Here is a 17,995-nt window from a genome sequence, read left to right on the forward strand (position 1 = left end):
CGGGTTACTCCACGCTCTCAGGTGTGGCGTTGATCTGTTGTTCCATCACTTGTTTTTCTACTTCCGCAGCGGGCTTGGTGTCCGGCTTGACCCACCAGGTGGTGGTGCCAATGTCATAGGTGGGCGTGATCTTCGGATGGCCGATGTGGTTCCAGTAGGCTACGCGCCAGGTCTTGATGTGCCAGTTGGGAATCACGTAGTAACCCCATTGCAGCACCCTGTCCAGCGCGCGGGCATGGGCCACCAGACTCTTGCGTGAGTCGGCATTGATCAATTGCTCCACCAACTGGTCTACGGCCGGGTCTTTCAAGCCCATGGTATTGCGGCTGCCAGGCTTGTCGGCGGCGGCCGACATCCAGAACTCGCGCTGTTCGTTGCCCGGCGAACTGGATTGCGGAAAGCTGCCCACCACCAGGTCGAAATCCCGCGAGCGCACGCGATTGATGTACTGGGACACATCCACGCGGCGGATCACCAGGTCAATGCCCAGGTCGCTGAGGTTGCGCTTGAATGGCAGTAAGACCCGCTCGAACTCGGTCTGGGCCAACAGGAATTCCAGTACAACTGGCTTGCCTTGGGCATCGACCATTTTGTCGTCGACGATGCGCCAACCGGCTTCTTGCAGCAATTGATACGCCTTGCGCTGCTGGTCGCGGATCATGCCGCTGCCATCACACACCGAAGGTTGGAAAGCGTCGGTGAAGACCTGCTCGGGAATCTTGCCGCGCAGGGGCTCGAGAATTTTCAGCTCGTCCTCGCCGGGCAGGCCAGTGGCAGCCATTTCCGAATTCTCGAAATAGCTGCGGGTGCGCGCGTAGGCACCGTTGAACAGTTGTTTGTTGGTCCACTCGAAATCCAGCAGCAGGCTCAAGGCCTGGCGCACCCGTACGTCCTGGAAGACTGGGCGGCGCAGGTTATAGACGAAGCCCTGCATGCCGGTGGGGTTGCCGTTGGGGATCTGTTCCTTGATCAATCGGCCTTCGGTCACCGCCGGGATGTTGTAGGCGTTGGCCCAGTTCTTGGCGGTCATTTCCAGCCAGAAGTCGAACTGCCCGGCCTTCAGCGCTTCGACCGCCACCGTGTTGTCGCGGTAATAGTCGGTGGTCAATACATCGAAATTGTAGAAGCCGCGGTTGACCGGCAGGTCTTTGCCCCAGTAATCCTTCACGCGTTCATAGCGGATCGAACGCCCGGCTTTCACCTCAGCGACCTTGTAGGGACCGCTGCCGAGTGGGATCTCCAGGTTGCCTTTGTTGAAGTCGCGATTGGCCCACCAATGTTTTGGCAATACCGGCAGTTGGCCGAGGATCAGCGGCAATTCGCGATTGTTGGTGTGCTTGAACTTGAACAGTACCTTGAGCGGGTCTTCAGCGATGACTTCGGCGACGTCGTTGTAATAACCGCGAAACATCGGAGCGCCGTCCCTGGTCAGGGTTTGGAAGCTGAAGACCACGTCCTCGGCCCGCATGGGGTGGCCGTCGTTGAAGCGGGCTTCGGGGCGCAAGTAGAAACGTACCCAGGCATTGTCCGGGGCTTTTTCGATTTTTTCCGCAACCAGCCCGTATTCGGTAAAGGGTTCGTCGAGGCCTTGCCTGGCCAGGGTGTCGTAGATCAGACCGATGTCATCGGCCGGTACACCTTTGCTGATGAACGGGTTGAGGCTGTCGAAGCCACCGAAACCGCCCTGGCGGAAGACGCCGCCCTTGGGGGCGTCGGGGTTTACGTAGTCGAAATGCTTGAAGTCGGCCGGGTACTTGGGTGGCTCGCTGTACAAGGTCAAGGCGTGCTGCGGCGCAGCGCAGGCCAGCCCGGCGAATAGCAGGCTGCTGGCGTGCAGGAGCAGGGCGCGAAAAGGCTTCATTGATCTTTCTCCGAAGATTTCAGCCACCATGCGCTCAAACCCAAGGTGTAGGGCGGCGTGGTGACAAAGGCAAACCGGTTGCGGTACGCCAGGCGATGATAATTGAGATACCAGTTGGGAATGCAGTAATGCTGCCAGAGCAGTACGCGGTCCAGGGCTTTGCCGGCGGCAACCTGTTCATCGCGGGTCTGGGCGGCCAGGAGTTTCTCCAGCAGATGATCGACCACCGGGTTGGCGATGCCCGAGTAGTTCTTGCTGCCCTTGACCCCGACCTGGCTGGAGTGGAAGTACTGCCACTGCTCAAGACCGGGGCTGAGGGTCTGGTTCAAGGTCAGCAGGATCATGTCGAAGTCGAACTGGTCCAGGCGTTGCTTGTATTGGGCGCGATCCACGGTGCGCAGCCGGGCCTGGACGCCAATGCTGGCGAGGTTTTCGACATAAGGCTGAAGGATGCGCTCAAGGTTGGGGTTCACCAACAGGATTTCGAAACTCAGCGGCTGGCTGTCGGCGTTCACCAATCGCTGGCCGTTGAGGGTCCATCCGGCTTCTTTCAATAATGCCAAGGCTTTGCGCAGGGTTTCCCGAGGAATGCCGCGACCGTCGGTCTTGGGCAGGCTGAAAGGTTCGGTGAGCAGTTTGGGCGGCAGTTGTTCCCGGTAAGGTTTGAGCAGCAACCATTCGTGGCCCACCGGCAGGCCGGTGGCGGAGAATTCACTGTTGGGGTAGTAACTGAGGGTGCGCTTGTAGGCACCGCTGAACAGCGTGCGGTTGGTCCACTCGAAATCGAACATCATCCCCAAGGCCTCACGCACCTTGACCTCGGCGAAGGTGCCGCGCCGGGTATTCATGAACAGGCCCTGGGTCTGGGTCGGGATCTGGTGGGGGATTTGCGCCTTGATTACGTCGCCGCGTGTGACCGCCGGGAATTCATAGCCGTTGGCCCAGTTCTTGGCCTGGTGTTCGATGTAGATGTCGAACTCACCGGCCTTGAAGGCTTCGAAGGCCACGTCACTGTCGCGATAGAATTCCACGTCCATGCGGTCGAAGTTGTATTTGCCACGATTGACCGGCAGGTCTTTGCCCCAGTAATCCTGGACGCGTTCGAAGACCAGTTGGCGCCCTGGCTGCACTTTAGTGATGCGGTAAGGCCCGCTTCCCAGGGGCGGTTCGAAGGTGGTGGCCTTGAAGTCGCGGTCTTTCCAGTAGTGCTGGGGCAACACCGGCAACTCGCCCAGGCGCAGGATCAGTAGCGGATTGCCCGCGCGCTTGAAGACAAAGCGGATTTTCAGCGGGTTGAGGATATCGACCCGCAGCACTTCCTGCAGGTTGGTGCGGTATTGCGGGTGACCATCCTTGAGCAGGGTTCTATAGGAGAACGCCACGTCATAGGCAGTAATCGGCACGCCGTCATGAAACCGCGCCTCGGGGCGCAGGTTGAACACCACCCAGCTGCGATCTTCGCTGTATTCCACCGATTGGGCGATCAGGCCGTAGCTGGACGTCGGCTCATCGCCGGACGGTGCGTACTGCCCAGTGCCGACCATCAGCGGCTCGTTCAGCTCGTTGATGCCGTATTGCAGGAAATTCGCTGTGGAAATCGGGCTGCTGCCCTTGAAGGTGTACGGGTTGAGCGTATCGAAGGTGCCAAACGCCATGACCCGCAAGATGCCGCCCTTGGGCGCTTGCGGATTGACCCAGTCGAAGTGGGTGAATCTGGCCGGATACTTGAGCGTGCCGAACTGCGCGTAGCCATGGCTTTCGCTGATGGCTGCGCTGGCGGGAGAGCTCAAGGCCAGGCTGATCAGGAAGAGGAAGAGGGGACGTATCAAGTCTGAGATTCGATCCAGGCGGCTTGGGCATTATGGCCCGTACAGTAACAGCTTGTATCGGCAGGAAAAAGGCGGGGCTTAGGAGGAGGGCTGGCGGTTTAGCGGATACCTGTCAGGCAGAGCGCTTTTGTGGCGAGGGAGCTTGCTCCCGCTGGGTTGCGAAGCGACCCCGATTTGGCCCCTCGGTGTGACAGACGGATTGAGTGGCTGCTTTTGGGGCTGCTTCGCAGCCCAGCGGGAGCAAGCTCCCTCGCCACATGAACTCCTCAGTGAGGCGAGTAGACCGTCAGCATCTGCCCAGGCTTGAGCGCGTTGCCCATGCGCGGGTTCCAGCGCTTGAGGTGCTGCATCTCGACGTTGAAGCGCTTGGCTACAACGTACAACGAGTCACCCTGTTTGACCTTGTACTGGGTCTGCTTCTTCTGGTCCTTGCTGTTGGCGGCTACCACGGTGCTGATGCGCTTGCCGGTGGCCTTGCTGGCCTTGGCGTCCTGCATGACCAGGGTCTGGCCGACCTTGAGCTTGTTGCCGCTGAGTTTGTTCCAGCGTTGCAGGTCTTTGGTCTGGACATTGTTGGCCTTGGCGATCTGTGCCAGGTTTTCGCCGCGCTTGACGCGGTAGGTGCGCCGGGCGCCTTCCACTTCGCTGTCATCGGCGGTTTCGAAGACCGGCTGGAGCGAGCGCGGGCTGATCAATTCTTCCGGACGCATCGTCGACAGGCTGGCGGTGAGCAGTTGGGCCTTGGACGTAGGCACCAGCAAGTGCTGGGGGCCGTCGATGGTGGTGCGCTGCTTGAAGGCCGGATTGAGTTGGAACAGCTCGTCTTCGTCGATATTGGCCACCGCCGCGACCTTGGACAGGTCCATGCGCTGGTTGATCTCGACGACCTGGAAATAGGGTTCGTTGGCGATCGGGTTGAGGTTCACGCCATAGGCGTCGGGCGCGAGCACCACCTGGGACAGCGCCAGCAACTTCGGCACATAGGCCTGGGTCTCGCTGGGCAGCGGCAGGTTCCAGTAATCGGTGGGCAGGCCAAGCTTCTCGTTGCGCTCGATGGCGCGGCTGACCGTGCCCTCACCGGCGTTGTAGGCCGCCAGCGCCAGCAACCAGTCGCCGTTGAACATGTCATGCAGGCGCGTCAGGTAGTCCATGGCGGCCGTGGTGGAGGCGGTGATGTCGCGTCGCCCGTCATAGAAGCGGGTCTGGCGCAGGTTGAAGTAACGCCCCGTGGACGGGATGAATTGCCACAGCCCCACCGCGTTGGCCCGGGAATAGGCCATGGGGTTGTAGGCGCTCTCGATCACCGGCAACAGCGCCAGTTCCAGCGGCATGTTGCGTTCTTCAAGGCGTTCGACGATGTAATGGATGTACAGGCTGCCGCGCTCACCGGCGTTTTCCAGGAAGGAGGGGTTGCTGGCGAACCACAGGCGCTGTTGCTCGATACGCGGGTTGACGCCGGCCGTTTCCTGCAGTTGGAAGCCCTGGCGCATGCGTTCCCAGATGTCCTGGGGCACTTGGGGGCTGGGTTTCTCGGTGAGCCATACCGGCTTCTGTTTGGCGCGAGCGGCGATATTCGGGGTGTGCGCCGCGTCGGTCTGCGGCAGCTGGCTCGTGCTCTGGCAGCCCGCCAAAGTGGCGGACACAGCCACCGCGATGGCTTGAGCCAAGCGGGTCAATGTGTCTGACTGGACGGACCTGCGTATAGATGACGACATTGGCTGGAAGTAAGTTCCGGGCAAAAATGTCGGCCGATTCTAGAAAGCGCACCCCAACAGGTCAACCTTTCAGAATTTTTGATCAATCGATAGCTGCCTTAGAACTTATCTTTCCAAGCTCTCAAGGCCGCAAAAACCTCACTCGGCGTCTGGTTTCGCTGGCCGTTCCGTTCGTCTGCTTTTTGTTTAACGGATGTTTCAGCGGTACGCAGAAACGGGTTGGTCATTTTTTCCAGGGCCAGGGTCGACGGCAGGGTCATGACGCCTTCGTTGCGTTGGCGGCTGACTTTTTCCAGGCGGGCGGCGATGTCCGGGTTGTTCGGCTCCACCGCGGCAGCGAATTTCAGATTGCTGAGGGTATATTCATGGGTGCAGTAGACCAGCGTATCTTCAGGCAGGGCGGCAAGGCGGCTGAGGGAATGGTGCATTTGCTCCGGCGTGCCTTCGAAGAGCCGGCCGCAACCGGCGGCGAACAGGGTGTCGCCACAGAAGAGCAGGCCCCCGTGGTAGTAGGCGATGTGCCCTAACGTATGGCCGGGCACGGTGTAGACATCGAAATCCCAGCCCAGCACGCTGATCCTGTCGTTGTCATTGAGGGCCATGTCCCGCGCCGGGATGTTTTCGCTGGCCGGACCATAGACGGTGGCGCCTGTCGCGTCTTTCAACACCTGGACGCCGCCAACGTGATCATGATGATGGTGGGTGATCAATATATCGCTGAGGACCCAGCCGGGATGGGCATCGAGCCAGGCTTGCACCGGCACGGCATCGCCCGGGTCGACTACGGCGCAGCGTTGGGTAGAGTGGTCCTGTAACAACCAGATGTAGTTATCGGTGAACGCGGGCAGGGCAGTGATCTGTATCATCGCGGAATTCGCCAAGCGGAAAACAAAGGCGCATCTTAGAACTTCCTGGCGCGTTGGAGAATGCAATGACCGATGAAGCGTTCGCTCAGGCTGATCCTGACTGGCTGGCGTTGATCAGCGCCGCTCGTGAATGGCTGTCCGGCCCTGTCGGGCAATTTTTGCTGGACGAAGAACGACGCATGCTCGAAGACGAGCTGGGCCGGTTCTTCGGCGGCTACCTGGTTCACTACGGGCCTTCGGCGCAGACGCCACCGTCGGCGCCACAGGTCCAGCGTAACGTGCGCCTGGGGGCGCCCTTGCCCGGTGTGGAAATTGTCTGTGAGGAGCAGGCCTGGCCGCTGAGCGAGCATGCCGCCGACGTGGTGGTCATGCAGCATGGACTGGATTTCTGCCTGTCCCCCCACGGTCTGCTGCGCGAAGCCGCCAGCAGCGTGCGCCCTGGCGGGCACCTGTTGATCATTGGCATCAATCCCTGGAGCAGTTGGGGGCTGCGGCGTGTGTTTGCCCACGATGCCTTGCGCCAGGCCCGCTGCATCTCGGCCTCGCGGGTGGGCGACTGGCTCAACCTGCTGGGCTTCGCGCTGGAGAAACGCCGCTTCGGGTGCTATCGTCCGCCGCTTGCGTCGCCCAAATGGCAGGCCCGCCTGGCCGGCTGGGAGCGCAAGGCCGGTGACTGGCAACTTTCCGGGGGCGGTTTTTACCTGCTGGTCGCGCGCAAGATCGCGGTCGGACTGCGTCCGGTGCGCCAGGCACGACGTGAGCCGATGGGCAAGTTGATTCCCTTGCCGATGGCCAAGGTCAATCGTCGCCACATCGAGCCGTAACCCCTTTTTGATGGTCTTGCCGGTATCCGGCGGCGGGCAATGTCCGCCGCGATCGGCGGGCCTTTGCATTTATTCTGGATAGATTGGCATGAGCGATAGCGTAGAACTCTTCACAGATGGCGCCTGCAAGGGCAACCCCGGTCCGGGCGGCTGGGGGGCACTGCTGGTGTGCAAGGGCGTGGAGAAGGAACTCTGGGGCGGTGAAGCCAATACCACCAACAATCGCATGGAGCTGATGGGCGCGATTCGCGGATTGGAAGAACTCAAGCGGTCTTGCGATGTGCTGCTGGTAACGGACTCGCAGTACGTGATGAAAGGCATCAACGAGTGGATGGCGAACTGGAAAAAGCGCGGCTGGAAGACCGCCGCGAAGGAACCGGTGAAGAATGCCGACCTCTGGAAACTGCTGGATGAACAGGTCAACCGCCACAACGTCACCTGGAAATGGGTACGTGGCCACATCGGCCACCACGGCAACGAACGGGCCGACCAATTGGCCAACCGTGGGGTGGATGAGGTGCGGGGGTATAAGCAGGCCTGAGCGTGCTAACATCCGCGCTTTTGCAAGCATGCCCGTTGAGAGCTGAACACTGATGGCCAACAGATCTGTTGTACTCGATACCGAAACCACCGGCATGCCGGTGACCGATGGTCACCGGATTATCGAAATCGGTTGTGTCGAACTGATCGGCCGGCGCCTGACCGGTCGCCATTTTCACGTCTACCTGCAACCGGACCGGGAAAGTGACGAGGGCGCTATCGGCGTCCACGGCATCACCAACGAATTCTTGGTGGGCAAGCCGCGTTTCGCGGAAGTGGCCGATGAGTTCTTCGAATTCATCCAGGGCGCGCAGTTGATCATCCACAACGCTGCGTTCGACGTGGGTTTCATCAACAACGAATTCGCCCTGATGGGCCAGCACGACCGGGCCGACATCACCCAGCATTGCACCATCCTCGACACCTTGATGATGGCCCGGGAGCGGCACCCGGGGCAGCGCAACAGCCTCGATGCCTTGTGCAAGCGCTACGGCGTCGACAACTCCGGTCGCGAGCTGCACGGCGCCTTGCTCGACTCCGAGATCCTGGCCGACGTCTACCTGACCATGACCGGCGGCCAGACCAGCCTGTCCCTGGCCGGCAATGCCTCGGACGGCAACGGTACCGGCGAAGGTTCGGGCAACCAGGCCACGGAAATCCGTCGCTTGCCGGCTGACCGCAAGCCCTCGCGGATCATTCACGCCAGCGAAAGCGATCTGGCCGAGCATGCCGCACGTCTGGAAGCCATCGCCAAGTCCGCTGGCGCTCCGGCACTGTGGACGCAGTTGGCCGAGGCACAGGCCTCCGCGAACGGATGAGACCCCTGTGGGAGCCAATGCGCTCATTCAAGGAAGCGAAGAGTCTTGTGGCGAGGGAGCTTGCTCCCGCTGGACTGCGAAGCAGCCCCATTTTGTGAGCGCTTCGCACTCAAGCGGGAGCAAGCTCCCTCGCCACGATGATTCCGGTAAACCCTGAACGAACGGCTGCATCCATGTTCATTTCTCGCCACAATCGCCACGACCTTCTACCCTGAGGTAACGGCAGGCTACGGAACCCGCTTGATGTGTGAAAATTTGAAAGGCAAGGACACTGGATGGCAACGCGCCGTGGGTTGCCTCAAGGAATGAGGACTTTTCCCGCTATGCAGCCGGTTATGAATCCCAAGCACCCCGGGTTGTCGGTGCGTGTCGTCGATGACGGCTTCGCCGCCTACATCTGGGGCAGTGATTTCAGTTTCGAGGTCAGCCACTACGGTACGGCGCAGATGGGCCGCCCGGTGAGCCAATGGGCCGTGACGCCGATTGTTCCCTATCGCAAGTGCTATGGCATCGATCCCGAAGAGTTCGCCAGTTTTCGCGACGCCCCGGACAGCGAAATCTTCATGGCCTTTCTGGATGATCAGCCAGTGGGTCATATCGTGGTCAGTACCAACTGGAACGGTTTCGCCCATATCGACGAACTGGCGGTGCATGCCCCGGCGCGACGCCATGGGGTGGCCAAGGCGTTGCTCGATGTTGCGCAGTTCTGGAGCCGCAAGAAAAAACTCCCAGGGATCATGCTGGAAACCCAGAACAACAATCTGGGCGCGTGCCGTCTCTATGAGCGTTGCGGCTATGTGCTGGGCGGCATCGATCACCTGCGCTATCGCGCCATTGACCGCCACACCGCTGAGGTGGCCCTGTTCTGGTACCGGTTGTTCGACGATCCGCTGGGCATGTCGATCAATGGCCCAACAACGCCTCGGCTTGTTCCGTAATCCGCTCCAGCAGCGACTGGAGGGCGGGCGAGGGCGTCGTGCCATCCAGGCTCAGGGCATAAAGATTGATCGGTATGGCGGGCGACACCGGGCAGACATCCAGGCCGCCATTCCTGGCGCCTGAGGCGGTAAACGGGTCGACAATGGCCAGGCCTTCGCCGGCTTCGACCATGGCCCGCATCATTTGATGAGTCTGGACGCGAATCTGGATCAGCGGCGCTGGGCGTAGCGCTGCCAGTTTGTGCTCGAAGGCTGGGCTTAGCGGATCGTGGCCATCGAGCCCGACCAGCGACTGGCCTGCCAAATCTTGAATCGAAATGTATTTCTGCCGTGGTTGCAGCCAACCGTGGGGGGCCAGCAATTGCAGCTTGCCCTGGCCGATCATCTGGCAGCGGATGTCGGGATGCTCGGGGTCGTGCAGGCTCAGGCCCAGGTCGCTTTCCCGCAGCAGCAGGCTCTGGACGATCTCGCGGGTCGGCTGGCTGAGCAAGGTGCACGGCGCGTCCGGATGGCGTCGGCGCAACGCCGCGATGCTTTGCGGCAGCAACTGCTGGGCCAGCGGCGGGGTACAGATGATGCGCAGGGGCGGCGCCTGATAATGTTTCAGGCTGCTAGCCAATCGTTGCACCGGTTCGAGGGTGTCGTAAACCCGCGTAATGCCGTCACGCAGCTCAAGGGTTTCCCGGGTAGCCTGCAAGCGCCCGCGCACGCTGGCAAACAGCATGAAGCCCAGTTGTGCCTCGGCATCGCGCAAGATCGCCTCGACCTCCGCCACCGGCAATTGCAGCCATTCGGCGGCCGTGCCGAGGTGGCCGGTTTGCAGCAGCGCCTGGATCACTTCGATGTGGCGTAAACGCATGCAAGAGGTCCGTGTTCGGCGGGTGAGCCATTGAGTGGCCGAATCCTAACCCAACTCCGGGCATGACTTCTGCTTCATGGCAAATTATGAAGCTATTTGCGTTTCCGGTTCGCGTGTCAACTCGACGCCTGACTGCACCAGCACGAAGCGGTCTTCGTCGAGTTTCGTGACTCGATCACCGATGGCCAGCTTGTACGTGATGACAGGCTCCTTGCCGTTACCGTCCAGCGACGGGGTCGATTCCTGGAACTCATGCACCGAATAGACGCGACCTTCGGCGTCCCGCGCATGAAATTGTCCGACAAGTACTGCTGCCATTGCTTAGAACCTCTGGAAATAGATCACTCGATTTGCGGTTCTGTAGACCCTGCCCAAGCGCGGTAAGTTTTCCCACAAGAAAAAAATAGTCCAGCCGGCAAGTTTTCGTTGCTCCACTGGTCCAAATTGTCCTCCGATCATCTATAACTAGGGCTCCTTCGAACCGACAGTCGAGAATGCCTCTCATGAGTAATGTCTACACAGTGGCCGTTTTGGTGGGAAGCCTGCGCAAGGCATCGATCAACCGCAAGATTGCGCTGGCACTGGCTGAGCTGGCTCCTGCCAATCTGAAACTGAACATTGTTGAAATCGGCGAGCTGCCACTTTACAACGAAGACATCGACGTGACGCCGCCGCCGGCAGCCTACGCCACGTTCCGCCAGCAGGTCGGCGCCGCCGATGCCTTGTTGTTCGTCACCCCCGAGTACAACCGCTCGGTACCGGCACCGTTGAAAAATGCCATCGACGTCGGCTCGCGTCCCTACGGCCAGAGTTGCCTGAGCGGCAAGCCGGGCGCGGTGATCAGTGCTTCGCCAGGTGCCATCGGTGGTTTCGGTGCCAATCATCATTTGCGCCAATCCCTGGTGTTCCTCGATGTGCCCTGCATGCAGCAGCCGGAAGCTTACCTGAGCGGCGCCGGGACGGCCTTCGACGAGGCGGGCAACCTGTCGGAATCGCTCAAACCCTTCCTGCAGAAATTCATCGACGCCTATGGCAAATGGGTCGAGCAGCATAAAAAGGCCTGATCGGGTCTCGAACCCTCAGCAGCCCCCTGTGGCGAGGGAGCTTGCTCCCGCTGGGCTGCGCAGCAGACCCAAAAACAGGGACGCCAGGCGCTGGAGCGCCAGCCCGACCCAGCGAGAGCGAGCTTCCTCGCCACAAACGTATCCGAATGTTGGATCCCGGCTTTACTGAATAATCCAAGCTCCCTATATTCGCCCCTCGCACTCACGATCCACCTTCGCCATGCCCGATTCCCTCCGTCGCCTTGAAGTCTTCCAGGCCCCGACGGCGGCATTGCTGCTGGTTTTATCCTTTCATTTACCTGCTCAAGGCTGTTGCGCATGCTCATCGCGTCGTTGATTTTCCTGCTGACCATCACCCTGGTGATCTGGCAACCCAAGGGGCTTGGCGTTGGCTGGAGCGCGACGCTGGGTGCGGTGCTGGCGTTGTTGAGTGGGGCGGTGCAGGTCAGTGATATCCCGCTGGTGTGGCAGATCATCTGGAACGCCACCGGCACGTTTGTCGCGCTGATCATCATCAGCCTGCTCCTGGACGAGGCGGGGTTCTTCGCCTGGGCGGCCCTGCATGTGGCCCGGTGGGGGCGGGGCAGTGGGCGCAAGCTGTTTGCGTTCATGGTGTTGCTGGGCGCACTGGTGTCGGCGCTGTTCGCCAATGACGGGGCGGCGTTGATCCTGACACCCATTGTGATTTCGATGCTGCTGGCGTTGCGTTTTTCGCCGGCGGCAACCCTGGCGTTCGTAATGGGCGCCGGTTTTATTGCCGACACGGCGAGCGTGCCGCTGGTGGTGTCGAACCTGGTGAACATTGTTTCGGCGGACTTCTTTGGCATCGGCTTCAACCGCTACGCGGCGGTCATGGTGCCGGTCAATCTGGTCAGCGTGGCGGCCAGCCTGGCGATACTGCTGTGGTTCTTTCGCCGAGACATCCCGCGGGACTACGACCCGCAGCAGTTGGACGATCCGGCGTCTGCCATTCACGACAAGGCCACCTTCTATGCCGGTTGGGCGGTGCTGGTGATCCTGCTGCTGGGCTGTTTTGCCCTGGAGCCGCTGGGAATCCCGATCAGCGCCATCTCGGCGGTATGTGCCATGTTGCTGCTGGCCATCGCCGCCAGAGGCCACAAGATATCCACCCGCAAAGCGATGAAAGAGGCGCCGTGGCAGATCGTGATTTTCTCCCTTGGCATGTACCTGGTGGTGTACGGCTTGCGCAACGCCGGGCTGACCGGATACCTGGCCCACTGGCTTGATGGCTTCGCCGAATATGGTGTGTGGGGCGCGGCCATGGGCACCGGTATTCTGACGGCACTGCTTTCGTCGATCATGAACAACCTGCCGACGGTGCTGATCGGCGCCTTGTCCATCGATGCCAGCCAGGCCACCGGCGCGGTGAAGGAAGCGATGATCTATGCCAACGTCATCGGCAGCGACCTGGGCCCGAAGATTACTCCGATCGGCAGCCTGGCGACCCTGCTGTGGCTGCATGTGCTGGAGCGCAAAAATATCCGGATAGGCTGGGGGTATTACTTCAAGGTCGGGGTCGTGTTGACGGTGCCGGTGTTGCTGGTGACGCTGGCGGCGCTGGCGGTGCGGTTGTCACTCTAGACCGAGGAGGCTTCATCGCGAGCAGGCTCGCTCCCACAGTGACCGCAGCGTCTGCAATTTCAATGGTGAACAGAGACACCATGTGGGAGCGAGCCTGCTCGCGATGAGGGCCTGGTAGACACCCTCAAATTCAGCCGTTGCCCGGCACATCCGGCCAAAGATCGGCCACCAGGAACAGCCGCTCGGCCTCTTCCCACTCGCCCTCTGCACTTTCGGTCAGGCGCACCATCAGTTGCGCTGGCGCCATGGAGTCGAGGGCCATTCGCCAGGCGTCCAGTTGCTCGGTGCTCCAGGTCTGGTCCGCTGGATAATGGGCTGGGGCCAGCCAGGCGGCGCGGGGCAGGGGTTGCCAGCGGCCTGGCGGACGTTGGGCGACGAAGGCTGGCCAATCGCGCTGATGCAGCCAGCTTCCCCGTAGATGCCTGGGGTGCGCACCGGCCGGTGGTTCGGCCTTGCCCGGCCAGGGATACAACAAATAACCGCCGAGCCAGAGTTCGGAACGAAACACCTCGATACCGGACGGCTCAACACCCAGTGCCGCCAAGGCCTTGCGGCTTTCCGGACGTGCCGAGATCGGCAGTTGGTGCTCGCGCAAATGCGCCAGTTTGCGGTCGAGTCGGTCATGGCAGCCCGGGCCGAGCCATTGCGCGGTGTCCTGGCCATTGCCGTGCTGGGGGCCGAGGTACAACTTGATCGCCAATTCCAGATGATGGACGCCGTCGCCATCGCGCAGCAGCAGGTCCAATTCGCCCAGCGTATGGCCGGCGTGCCGGATCGGCAGGTTCGCGGCAATCAGCTCGATGCCCGGGGCGTGTTGCACGGCAAATTGCCACAGCCTTTCGTAATACAGGCCCAGGCGCCGTGTTCGCCCTTGGGACAGGCAATGCAGCAGTGGATAGCTGTCACGGTCCAGTTGCCGCAACCAGTATTCCAGTCGATGAGGATCTTGCACCCAGCCACTGCCGGCCAGGGGGTGGCGCTGGGGCCAGGGTGGGTCGATGAGCATCGGCGGGGCAAGTATCGCCCACGCCAGATCGCGCACTTCGGGATGGCGCAGGCGGCGGGGCAAGTCCAGCAATTCAGGAAACAGGATCATTTTGCGAGCATAGCCGCTGTGGTGAAGGCTTAAAGAATTTTGTCTATGGAGCGCTTTCGCCCATAATCGTGTTTTTCGCCCGCAGCAGACCCTCGCAGGAGCCTCATGGAGCAATTTCGCAATATCGGCATCATCGGTCGCCTGGGCAGTTCGCAGGTGTTGGACACCGTTCGCCGACTCAAACGTTTCCTCCTGGAGCGGCACCTGCATGTGATTCTCGAGGACACCATTGCCGAAGTGCTGCCAGGGCACGGCCTGCAAACGTCCTCGCGCAAAATGCTCGGCGAAGTCTGTGACATGGTGATCGTGGTTGGCGGCGATGGCAGCCTGTTGGGGGCCGCCCGGGCCCTGGCGCGGCACAATATCCCGGTGCTGGGGATCAACCGGGGCAGCCTGGGGTTCCTGACCGATATTCGTCCCGACGAGCTGGAGATCAAGGTCGCCGAGGTGCTGGACGGCCATTACCTGGTGGAAAACCGCTTCCTGCTGCAAGCCGAGGTTCGCCGCCACGCCGAGGCTATTGGCCAGGGCGATGCCCTCAATGACGTGGTGCTGCACCCCGGCAAATCCACGCGCATGATCGAATTCGAGCTGTACATCGATGGCCAGTTCGTCTGCAGCCAGAAGGCCGACGGCCTGATCGTCGCCACGCCCACCGGATCCACGGCCTATGCGCTGTCTGCCGGAGGCCCGATCATGCACCCCAAGCTCGACGCTATTGTGATTGTGCCGATGTACCCCCATACCTTGTCTGGGCGACCCATTGTGGTCGATGGCAACAGTGAGCTGAAAATCGTCGTGTCCAAGGATATGCAGATCTACCCGCAAGTGTCCTGTGACGGTCAGAACCATTTCACCTGCGCGCCGGGTGACACCATCACCGTCAGCAAGAAAGCGCAGAAGCTGCGCCTGATCCACCCGCTGGATCACAATTACTATGAAGTCTGCCGGACCAAGCTCGGTTGGGGCAGCCGGTTGGGGGGTGGAGGCGACTGATGCTCGATCCCGCGCGCAGTTACGACCTGATCGGCGACGTGCACGGATGCGCCCTGACCCTTGAACGCCTGCTGGACCGACTCGGTTACCAGAAGCAGGGCGGGGTCTGGCGGCATCCGTCGCGCATGGCCGTGTTCCTGGGCGACATCATCGACCGGGGTCCGCGGATCCGCGAGGCGCTGCACATCGTCCACGACATGGTCGTGGCTGGCCAGGCGCTATGCATCATGGGCAACCACGAGTTCAATGCCCTCGGCTGGAGCACACCGGCCTTGCCCGGCAGTGGCCAGCGCTACGTGCGCGAACATACGCCGCGCCATGCTCGCCTGCTCAACGAAACACTGACCCAGTTCGAGCAGCACCCCGGCGACTGGCATGACTTCCTCAAGTGGTTCTATGAATTGCCGCTGTTTATTGATGCCGGCCATTTCCGGGTGGTGCACGCCTGTTGGGATGCCGGCCTGATCGAACCGCTACGCGGGCTGTTCCCGGACGGCTGCATCGACGAGCACTTCCTCCAGGCCTCCACCCAGGTGGGCAGTTTCGCCTGCACTGTATTCGATCGTCTGCTGCGCGGCACCGATATGCGCTTGCCCCACGGTTTGACCCTCACCGGTGGCGACGGCCTGACCCGTTCGTTTTTCCGCACCAAGTTCTGGGAAGACAACCCGCAAACCTACGGTGACATCGTGTTCCAGCCCGACGCCTTGCCCGAGCCCGTGGCGCGCACGCCGCTGTCGCCGGATGAAAAGAACAACCTGTTGCGTTATGGCGTCCACGAACCGTTGCTGTTCGTCGGGCATTACTGGCGCAGCGGCAAACCCGCGCCGATCCGCCCGAACCTGGCCTGCCTGGACTACAGCGCGGTGCTATATGGCAAGTTGGTCGCTTATCGCCTGGACCGGGAAACCCGCCTGGACCCGCATAAATTCGTCTGGGTCGATGTCGAGCGCCCGGAGGCGATGCAATGAGTGCCGTCGCCGTCTTGCGCTTGCCCTTGGCTGCGGATCTGAGCGGGTTCGTCAAACTGTTGCAGCGCATGCAAGTGCCCCATCGAGTCAGTGAGGAGGCGGGCGAGCAGGTCTTGTGGGTGCCAGATGACATCAGCGAAGACGTGCGCTCCTTGTACGCACGTTTCCCGGACGGCGATCCCGAGCAGCAACTGGAACTGCCGGATACCGGTAGCACCGCGCGCCGGCCGGGCTTTGTCGAGCAACTGACGCGCAGCCCGGTCACGGCCCTGATATTGCTGCTGAGCCTGATCGTCGGTGCGGTGACCCTGCTGGGGGAGAACCTGCAAACTTTGCGCTGGCTGACGTTCCTCGAGTTTCGCGTCGTCGGCGACTATATCCAGTTCACGCCCCTGGCCGACAGCCTGGCGGCGGGGCAGTGGTGGCGCCTGTTCACGCCGATGCTGATCCACTTCGGTTTCCTGCACATCGCCATGAATGGCATGTGGTATTGGGAGCTGGGGCGGCGGATCGAAGCGCGCCAGGGCGGCATCAACCTGCTGGGGCTGACACTGCTGTTCAGCCTGGCGTCCAATTTCGTCCAGTATTTTGTCAGCGGCGCGACGCTGTTCGGCGGTTTGTCCGGCGTGTTGTATGGCCTGCTGGGGCATTGCTGGATTTATCAACTGCTGGCGCCGAACCCGGCTTATTACCTGCCCCGTGGCGTGTTGGTGATGATGCTGGTATGGCTGGCGCTGTGCCTGTCGGGGCTGGTCTCGCTGATCGGTTTCGGTGAAATCGCCAACGGTGCCCACGTTGGCGGGTTACTCGTCGGCTGCCTGACCGGACTGTTGGGTGGGCTGTTCGCTCGCCGTAAAATGGCCCTCTGACTGACGCTAGTGTCTTTTGAAAAATGCGCGACTGCGCGGAGATCTCATGTCCTCGTTCAACGAAATGATCCAGAACATCACCCCCGACATCTACCAAAGCCTGAAGCTGGCGGTGGAAATCGGCAAATGGTCCGATGGCAACAAGCTCACCGCCGAGCAGCGCGAGCTGTCGCTGCAGGCCATGATCGCCTGGGAGATCCAGAACCTGCCCGAAGAAGAACGCACCGGCTACATGGGCCCGCAGGAATGCCAGTCGAAGTCCACCGAAGTGCCTAACATCCTGTTCAAGTCGGACGCCATCCATTGATCGAGATTGGCCGCGGTGCAATCAGCAAGATGTCGGCGCGCCTTGACGGGCCGACCGTTCAATACGCCTTTCGCCTGGGCGATATCGAGGTGCCGGTCAACCCGTTGATCGGCAGCACGGTACGCCTGGAGTTTCTCGGTGCGATCCACTGCACCCATTGCGGACGCCGGACCAAGACCAGTTTCAGCCAGGGCTATTGCTACCCCTGCATGACCAAGCTGGCCCAATGCGACCTGTGCATCATGAGCCCGGAACGTTGCCATTTCGACGCGGGCACCTGCCGCGACCCGGCCTGGGGCGAGCAGTTCTGCATGACCGATCATGTGGTGTACCTGGCCAACTCCTCGGGCGTGAAAGTCGGCATCACTCGTGCCACGCAATTGCCGACCCGCTGGCTGGACCAGGGCGCCAGCCAGGCGCTGCCGATCCTGCGGGTCGCCACCCGCCAGCAGTCGGGGTTCGTCGAGGACCTGTTCCGCAGCCAGGTGGCGGACAAGACCAACTGGCGCGCCTTGCTCAAGGGCGATGCCGTGGCGGTAGACCTGCCACAAATTCGCGATTCGCTGTTTGAAAGCTGCGCCCAGGGATTGCAGGGCTTGCAGGAACGATTCGGCCTGCAAGCGATCCAGACCATAGCGGACGTCGAACCCATCGAGATCCGTTATCCGGTGGAGCAGTATCCGGCCAAGATCGTCAGCTTCAACCTGGACAAGAACCCGATCGCCGAAGGCACGCTACTGGGAATCAAGGGCCAGTACCTGATTTTCGACACCGGCGTGATCAACATTCGTAAATACACGGCTTACCAGCTCGCCGTGCATCAGTAGAAGGATTCGACCC

The 17,995-nt window shown here is 61.2% G+C and carries 18 protein-coding genes; 11 read left to right on the top strand and 7 right to left on the bottom strand.

All coding sequences use genetic code 11. The annotated features are described in order from the left end of the window. Positions 1 to 4: 4 nt before the first annotated feature. The 4 genes from AD663_RS10705 to gloB all read right to left on the bottom strand — a co-directional run bounded on the left by AD663_RS10705 (position 5) and on the right by gloB (position 6,271). Complete coding sequence (locus AD663_RS10705) at positions 5 to 1,861, bottom strand: extracellular solute-binding protein (protein WP_003180625.1); 1,857 nt, start codon at positions 1,859 to 1,861, stop codon at positions 5 to 7. Beyond that, a complete protein-coding gene (locus AD663_RS10710; protein ID WP_053213685.1) occupies positions 1,858 to 3,690 on the bottom strand; it encodes an extracellular solute-binding protein in 1,833 nt (610 codons plus the stop codon). Before AD663_RS10710 ends, AD663_RS10705 begins: the two co-directional genes overlap by 4 nt. A 266-nt stretch (positions 3,691 to 3,956) precedes the next feature. Further along, positions 3,957 to 5,405, bottom strand: coding sequence for a transglycosylase SLT domain-containing protein (locus AD663_RS10715; protein ID WP_053213686.1), 1,449 nt, complete (start codon positions 5,403 to 5,405; stop codon positions 3,957 to 3,959). 98 nt (positions 5,406 to 5,503) lie between these two features. Next, entirely contained in the window at positions 5,504 to 6,271 is a 768-nt protein-coding gene (gene gloB, locus AD663_RS10720; protein WP_053213687.1) for a hydroxyacylglutathione hydrolase, read from the bottom strand. 65 nt (positions 6,272 to 6,336) lie between these two features. Here gloB and AD663_RS10725 point away from each other — a divergent pair, with 65 nt between their 5' ends. From AD663_RS10725 to AD663_RS10740, 4 genes are all read left to right on the top strand, one after another. After that, entirely contained in the window at positions 6,337 to 7,095 is a 759-nt protein-coding gene (locus AD663_RS10725; RefSeq protein WP_003180631.1) for a class I SAM-dependent methyltransferase, read from the top strand. 88 nt (positions 7,096 to 7,183) lie between these two features. Continuing rightward, the gene (rnhA, locus tag AD663_RS10730; RefSeq protein ID WP_003180633.1) at positions 7,184 to 7,636 is read left to right on the top strand and encodes a ribonuclease HI; all 453 of its coding nucleotides are present in this window, start codon (positions 7,184 to 7,186) and stop codon (positions 7,634 to 7,636) included. A gap of 52 nt (positions 7,637 to 7,688) precedes the next feature. Beyond that, entirely contained in the window at positions 7,689 to 8,453 is a 765-nt protein-coding gene (dnaQ, locus tag AD663_RS10735; RefSeq protein WP_003180635.1) for a DNA polymerase III subunit epsilon, read from the top strand. Between the two features lie 323 nt (positions 8,454 to 8,776). Then, positions 8,777 to 9,391: a GNAT family N-acetyltransferase gene (locus AD663_RS10740; protein WP_003180637.1), complete on the top strand. Its 615-nt coding sequence runs from the start codon at positions 8,777 to 8,779 to the stop codon at positions 9,389 to 9,391. Here AD663_RS10740 and AD663_RS10745 read toward each other — a convergent pair. Then, on the bottom strand, positions 9,357 to 10,250 hold the full coding sequence (locus AD663_RS10745) for a LysR substrate-binding domain-containing protein (protein WP_003180639.1): 894 nt from the start codon (positions 10,248 to 10,250) through the stop codon (positions 9,357 to 9,359). The genes AD663_RS10740 and AD663_RS10745 overlap by 35 nt on opposite strands. Positions 10,251 to 10,334: 84 nt before the next feature. Beyond that, positions 10,335 to 10,568, bottom strand: coding sequence for a hypothetical protein (locus AD663_RS10750; protein ID WP_003180640.1), 234 nt, complete (start codon positions 10,566 to 10,568; stop codon positions 10,335 to 10,337). 185 nt (positions 10,569 to 10,753) lie between these two features. Here AD663_RS10750 and AD663_RS10755 point away from each other — a divergent pair, with 185 nt between their 5' ends. Next, on the top strand, positions 10,754 to 11,314 hold the full coding sequence (locus tag AD663_RS10755) for an NADPH-dependent FMN reductase (RefSeq protein ID WP_003180642.1): 561 nt from the start codon (positions 10,754 to 10,756) through the stop codon (positions 11,312 to 11,314). A gap of 318 nt (positions 11,315 to 11,632) precedes the next feature. Further along, positions 11,633 to 12,916 (top strand): arsenic transporter, encoded by a 1,284-nt coding sequence (locus AD663_RS10760; protein ID WP_003180644.1) that lies wholly within the window; start codon positions 11,633 to 11,635, stop codon positions 12,914 to 12,916. A 130-nt stretch (positions 12,917 to 13,046) separates the two neighbouring features. Here AD663_RS10760 and AD663_RS10765 read toward each other — a convergent pair whose 3' ends face one another. Continuing rightward, the gene (locus AD663_RS10765) at positions 13,047 to 14,012 is read right to left on the bottom strand and encodes a DUF1853 family protein (protein WP_003180645.1); all 966 of its coding nucleotides are present in this window, start codon (positions 14,010 to 14,012) and stop codon (positions 13,047 to 13,049) included. A 105-nt stretch (positions 14,013 to 14,117) separates the two neighbouring features. Here AD663_RS10765 and AD663_RS10770 point away from each other — a divergent pair, with 105 nt between their 5' ends. Genes AD663_RS10770 through AD663_RS10790 form a run of 5 tightly spaced genes read left to right on the top strand, consistent with a single transcriptional unit; the run spans position 14,118 to position 17,982 of the window. Then, positions 14,118 to 15,008, top strand: coding sequence for an NAD(+) kinase (locus AD663_RS10770; RefSeq protein WP_003180647.1), 891 nt, complete (start codon positions 14,118 to 14,120; stop codon positions 15,006 to 15,008). Further along, positions 15,005 to 15,979, top strand: a complete 975-nt coding sequence (locus AD663_RS10775) for a metallophosphoesterase (protein WP_172680599.1) — start codon at positions 15,005 to 15,007, stop codon at positions 15,977 to 15,979. Before AD663_RS10770 ends, AD663_RS10775 begins: the two co-directional genes overlap by 4 nt. Beyond that, entirely contained in the window at positions 15,976 to 16,848 is an 873-nt protein-coding gene (locus tag AD663_RS10780) for a rhomboid family intramembrane serine protease (protein WP_053213688.1), read from the top strand. The genes AD663_RS10775 and AD663_RS10780 overlap by 4 nt, the downstream gene beginning before the upstream one ends. Positions 16,849 to 16,894: 46 nt before the next feature. After that, positions 16,895 to 17,155 carry a YeaC family protein gene (locus tag AD663_RS10785; protein ID WP_003180653.1) on the top strand — a complete coding sequence of 87 codons (261 nt, stop codon included), beginning with the start codon at positions 16,895 to 16,897 and terminating at the stop codon, positions 17,153 to 17,155. Continuing rightward, positions 17,152 to 17,982 carry a DUF2797 domain-containing protein gene (locus tag AD663_RS10790; protein WP_003180654.1) on the top strand — a complete coding sequence of 277 codons (831 nt, stop codon included), beginning with the start codon at positions 17,152 to 17,154 and terminating at the stop codon, positions 17,980 to 17,982. The genes AD663_RS10785 and AD663_RS10790 overlap by 4 nt, the downstream gene beginning before the upstream one ends. The last annotated feature ends 13 nt before the right edge of the window (positions 17,983 to 17,995 follow it).

This window comes from Pseudomonas sp. Q12-87 (assembly GCF_001269755.1).
In the GTDB taxonomy this organism is placed as follows: domain Bacteria; phylum Pseudomonadota; class Gammaproteobacteria; order Pseudomonadales; family Pseudomonadaceae; genus Aquipseudomonas; species Aquipseudomonas fluorescens_S.

Excerpts from the sequence above, each read along its gene's own strand:
- AD663_RS10705 (WP_003180625.1), bottom strand. The coding sequence starts at position 1,861 with ATGAAGCCTTTTCGCGCCCTGCTCCTGCACGCCAGCAGCCTGCTATTC.
- AD663_RS10715 (WP_053213686.1), bottom strand. The coding sequence starts at position 5,405 with ATGTCGTCATCTATACGCAGGTCCGTCCAGTCAGACACATTGACCCGC.
- gloB (WP_053213687.1), bottom strand. The coding sequence starts at position 6,271 with ATGATACAGATCACTGCCCTGCCCGCGTTCACCGATAACTACATCTGG.
- AD663_RS10725 (WP_003180631.1), top strand. The coding sequence starts at position 6,337 with ATGACCGATGAAGCGTTCGCTCAGGCTGATCCTGACTGGCTGGCGTTG.
- rnhA (WP_003180633.1), top strand. The coding sequence starts at position 7,184 with ATGAGCGATAGCGTAGAACTCTTCACAGATGGCGCCTGCAAGGGCAAC.
- dnaQ (WP_003180635.1), top strand. The coding sequence starts at position 7,689 with ATGGCCAACAGATCTGTTGTACTCGATACCGAAACCACCGGCATGCCG.
- AD663_RS10740 (WP_003180637.1), top strand. The coding sequence starts at position 8,777 with ATGCAGCCGGTTATGAATCCCAAGCACCCCGGGTTGTCGGTGCGTGTC.
- AD663_RS10745 (WP_003180639.1), bottom strand. The coding sequence starts at position 10,250 with ATGCGTTTACGCCACATCGAAGTGATCCAGGCGCTGCTGCAAACCGGC.
- AD663_RS10750 (WP_003180640.1), bottom strand. The coding sequence starts at position 10,568 with ATGGCAGCAGTACTTGTCGGACAATTTCATGCGCGGGACGCCGAAGGT.
- AD663_RS10755 (WP_003180642.1), top strand. The coding sequence starts at position 10,754 with ATGAGTAATGTCTACACAGTGGCCGTTTTGGTGGGAAGCCTGCGCAAG.
- AD663_RS10760 (WP_003180644.1), top strand. The coding sequence starts at position 11,633 with ATGCTCATCGCGTCGTTGATTTTCCTGCTGACCATCACCCTGGTGATC.
- AD663_RS10765 (WP_003180645.1), bottom strand. The coding sequence starts at position 14,012 with ATGATCCTGTTTCCTGAATTGCTGGACTTGCCCCGCCGCCTGCGCCAT.
- AD663_RS10770 (WP_003180647.1), top strand. The coding sequence starts at position 14,118 with ATGGAGCAATTTCGCAATATCGGCATCATCGGTCGCCTGGGCAGTTCG.
- AD663_RS10780 (WP_053213688.1), top strand. The coding sequence starts at position 15,976 with ATGAGTGCCGTCGCCGTCTTGCGCTTGCCCTTGGCTGCGGATCTGAGC.
- AD663_RS10785 (WP_003180653.1), top strand. The coding sequence starts at position 16,895 with ATGTCCTCGTTCAACGAAATGATCCAGAACATCACCCCCGACATCTAC.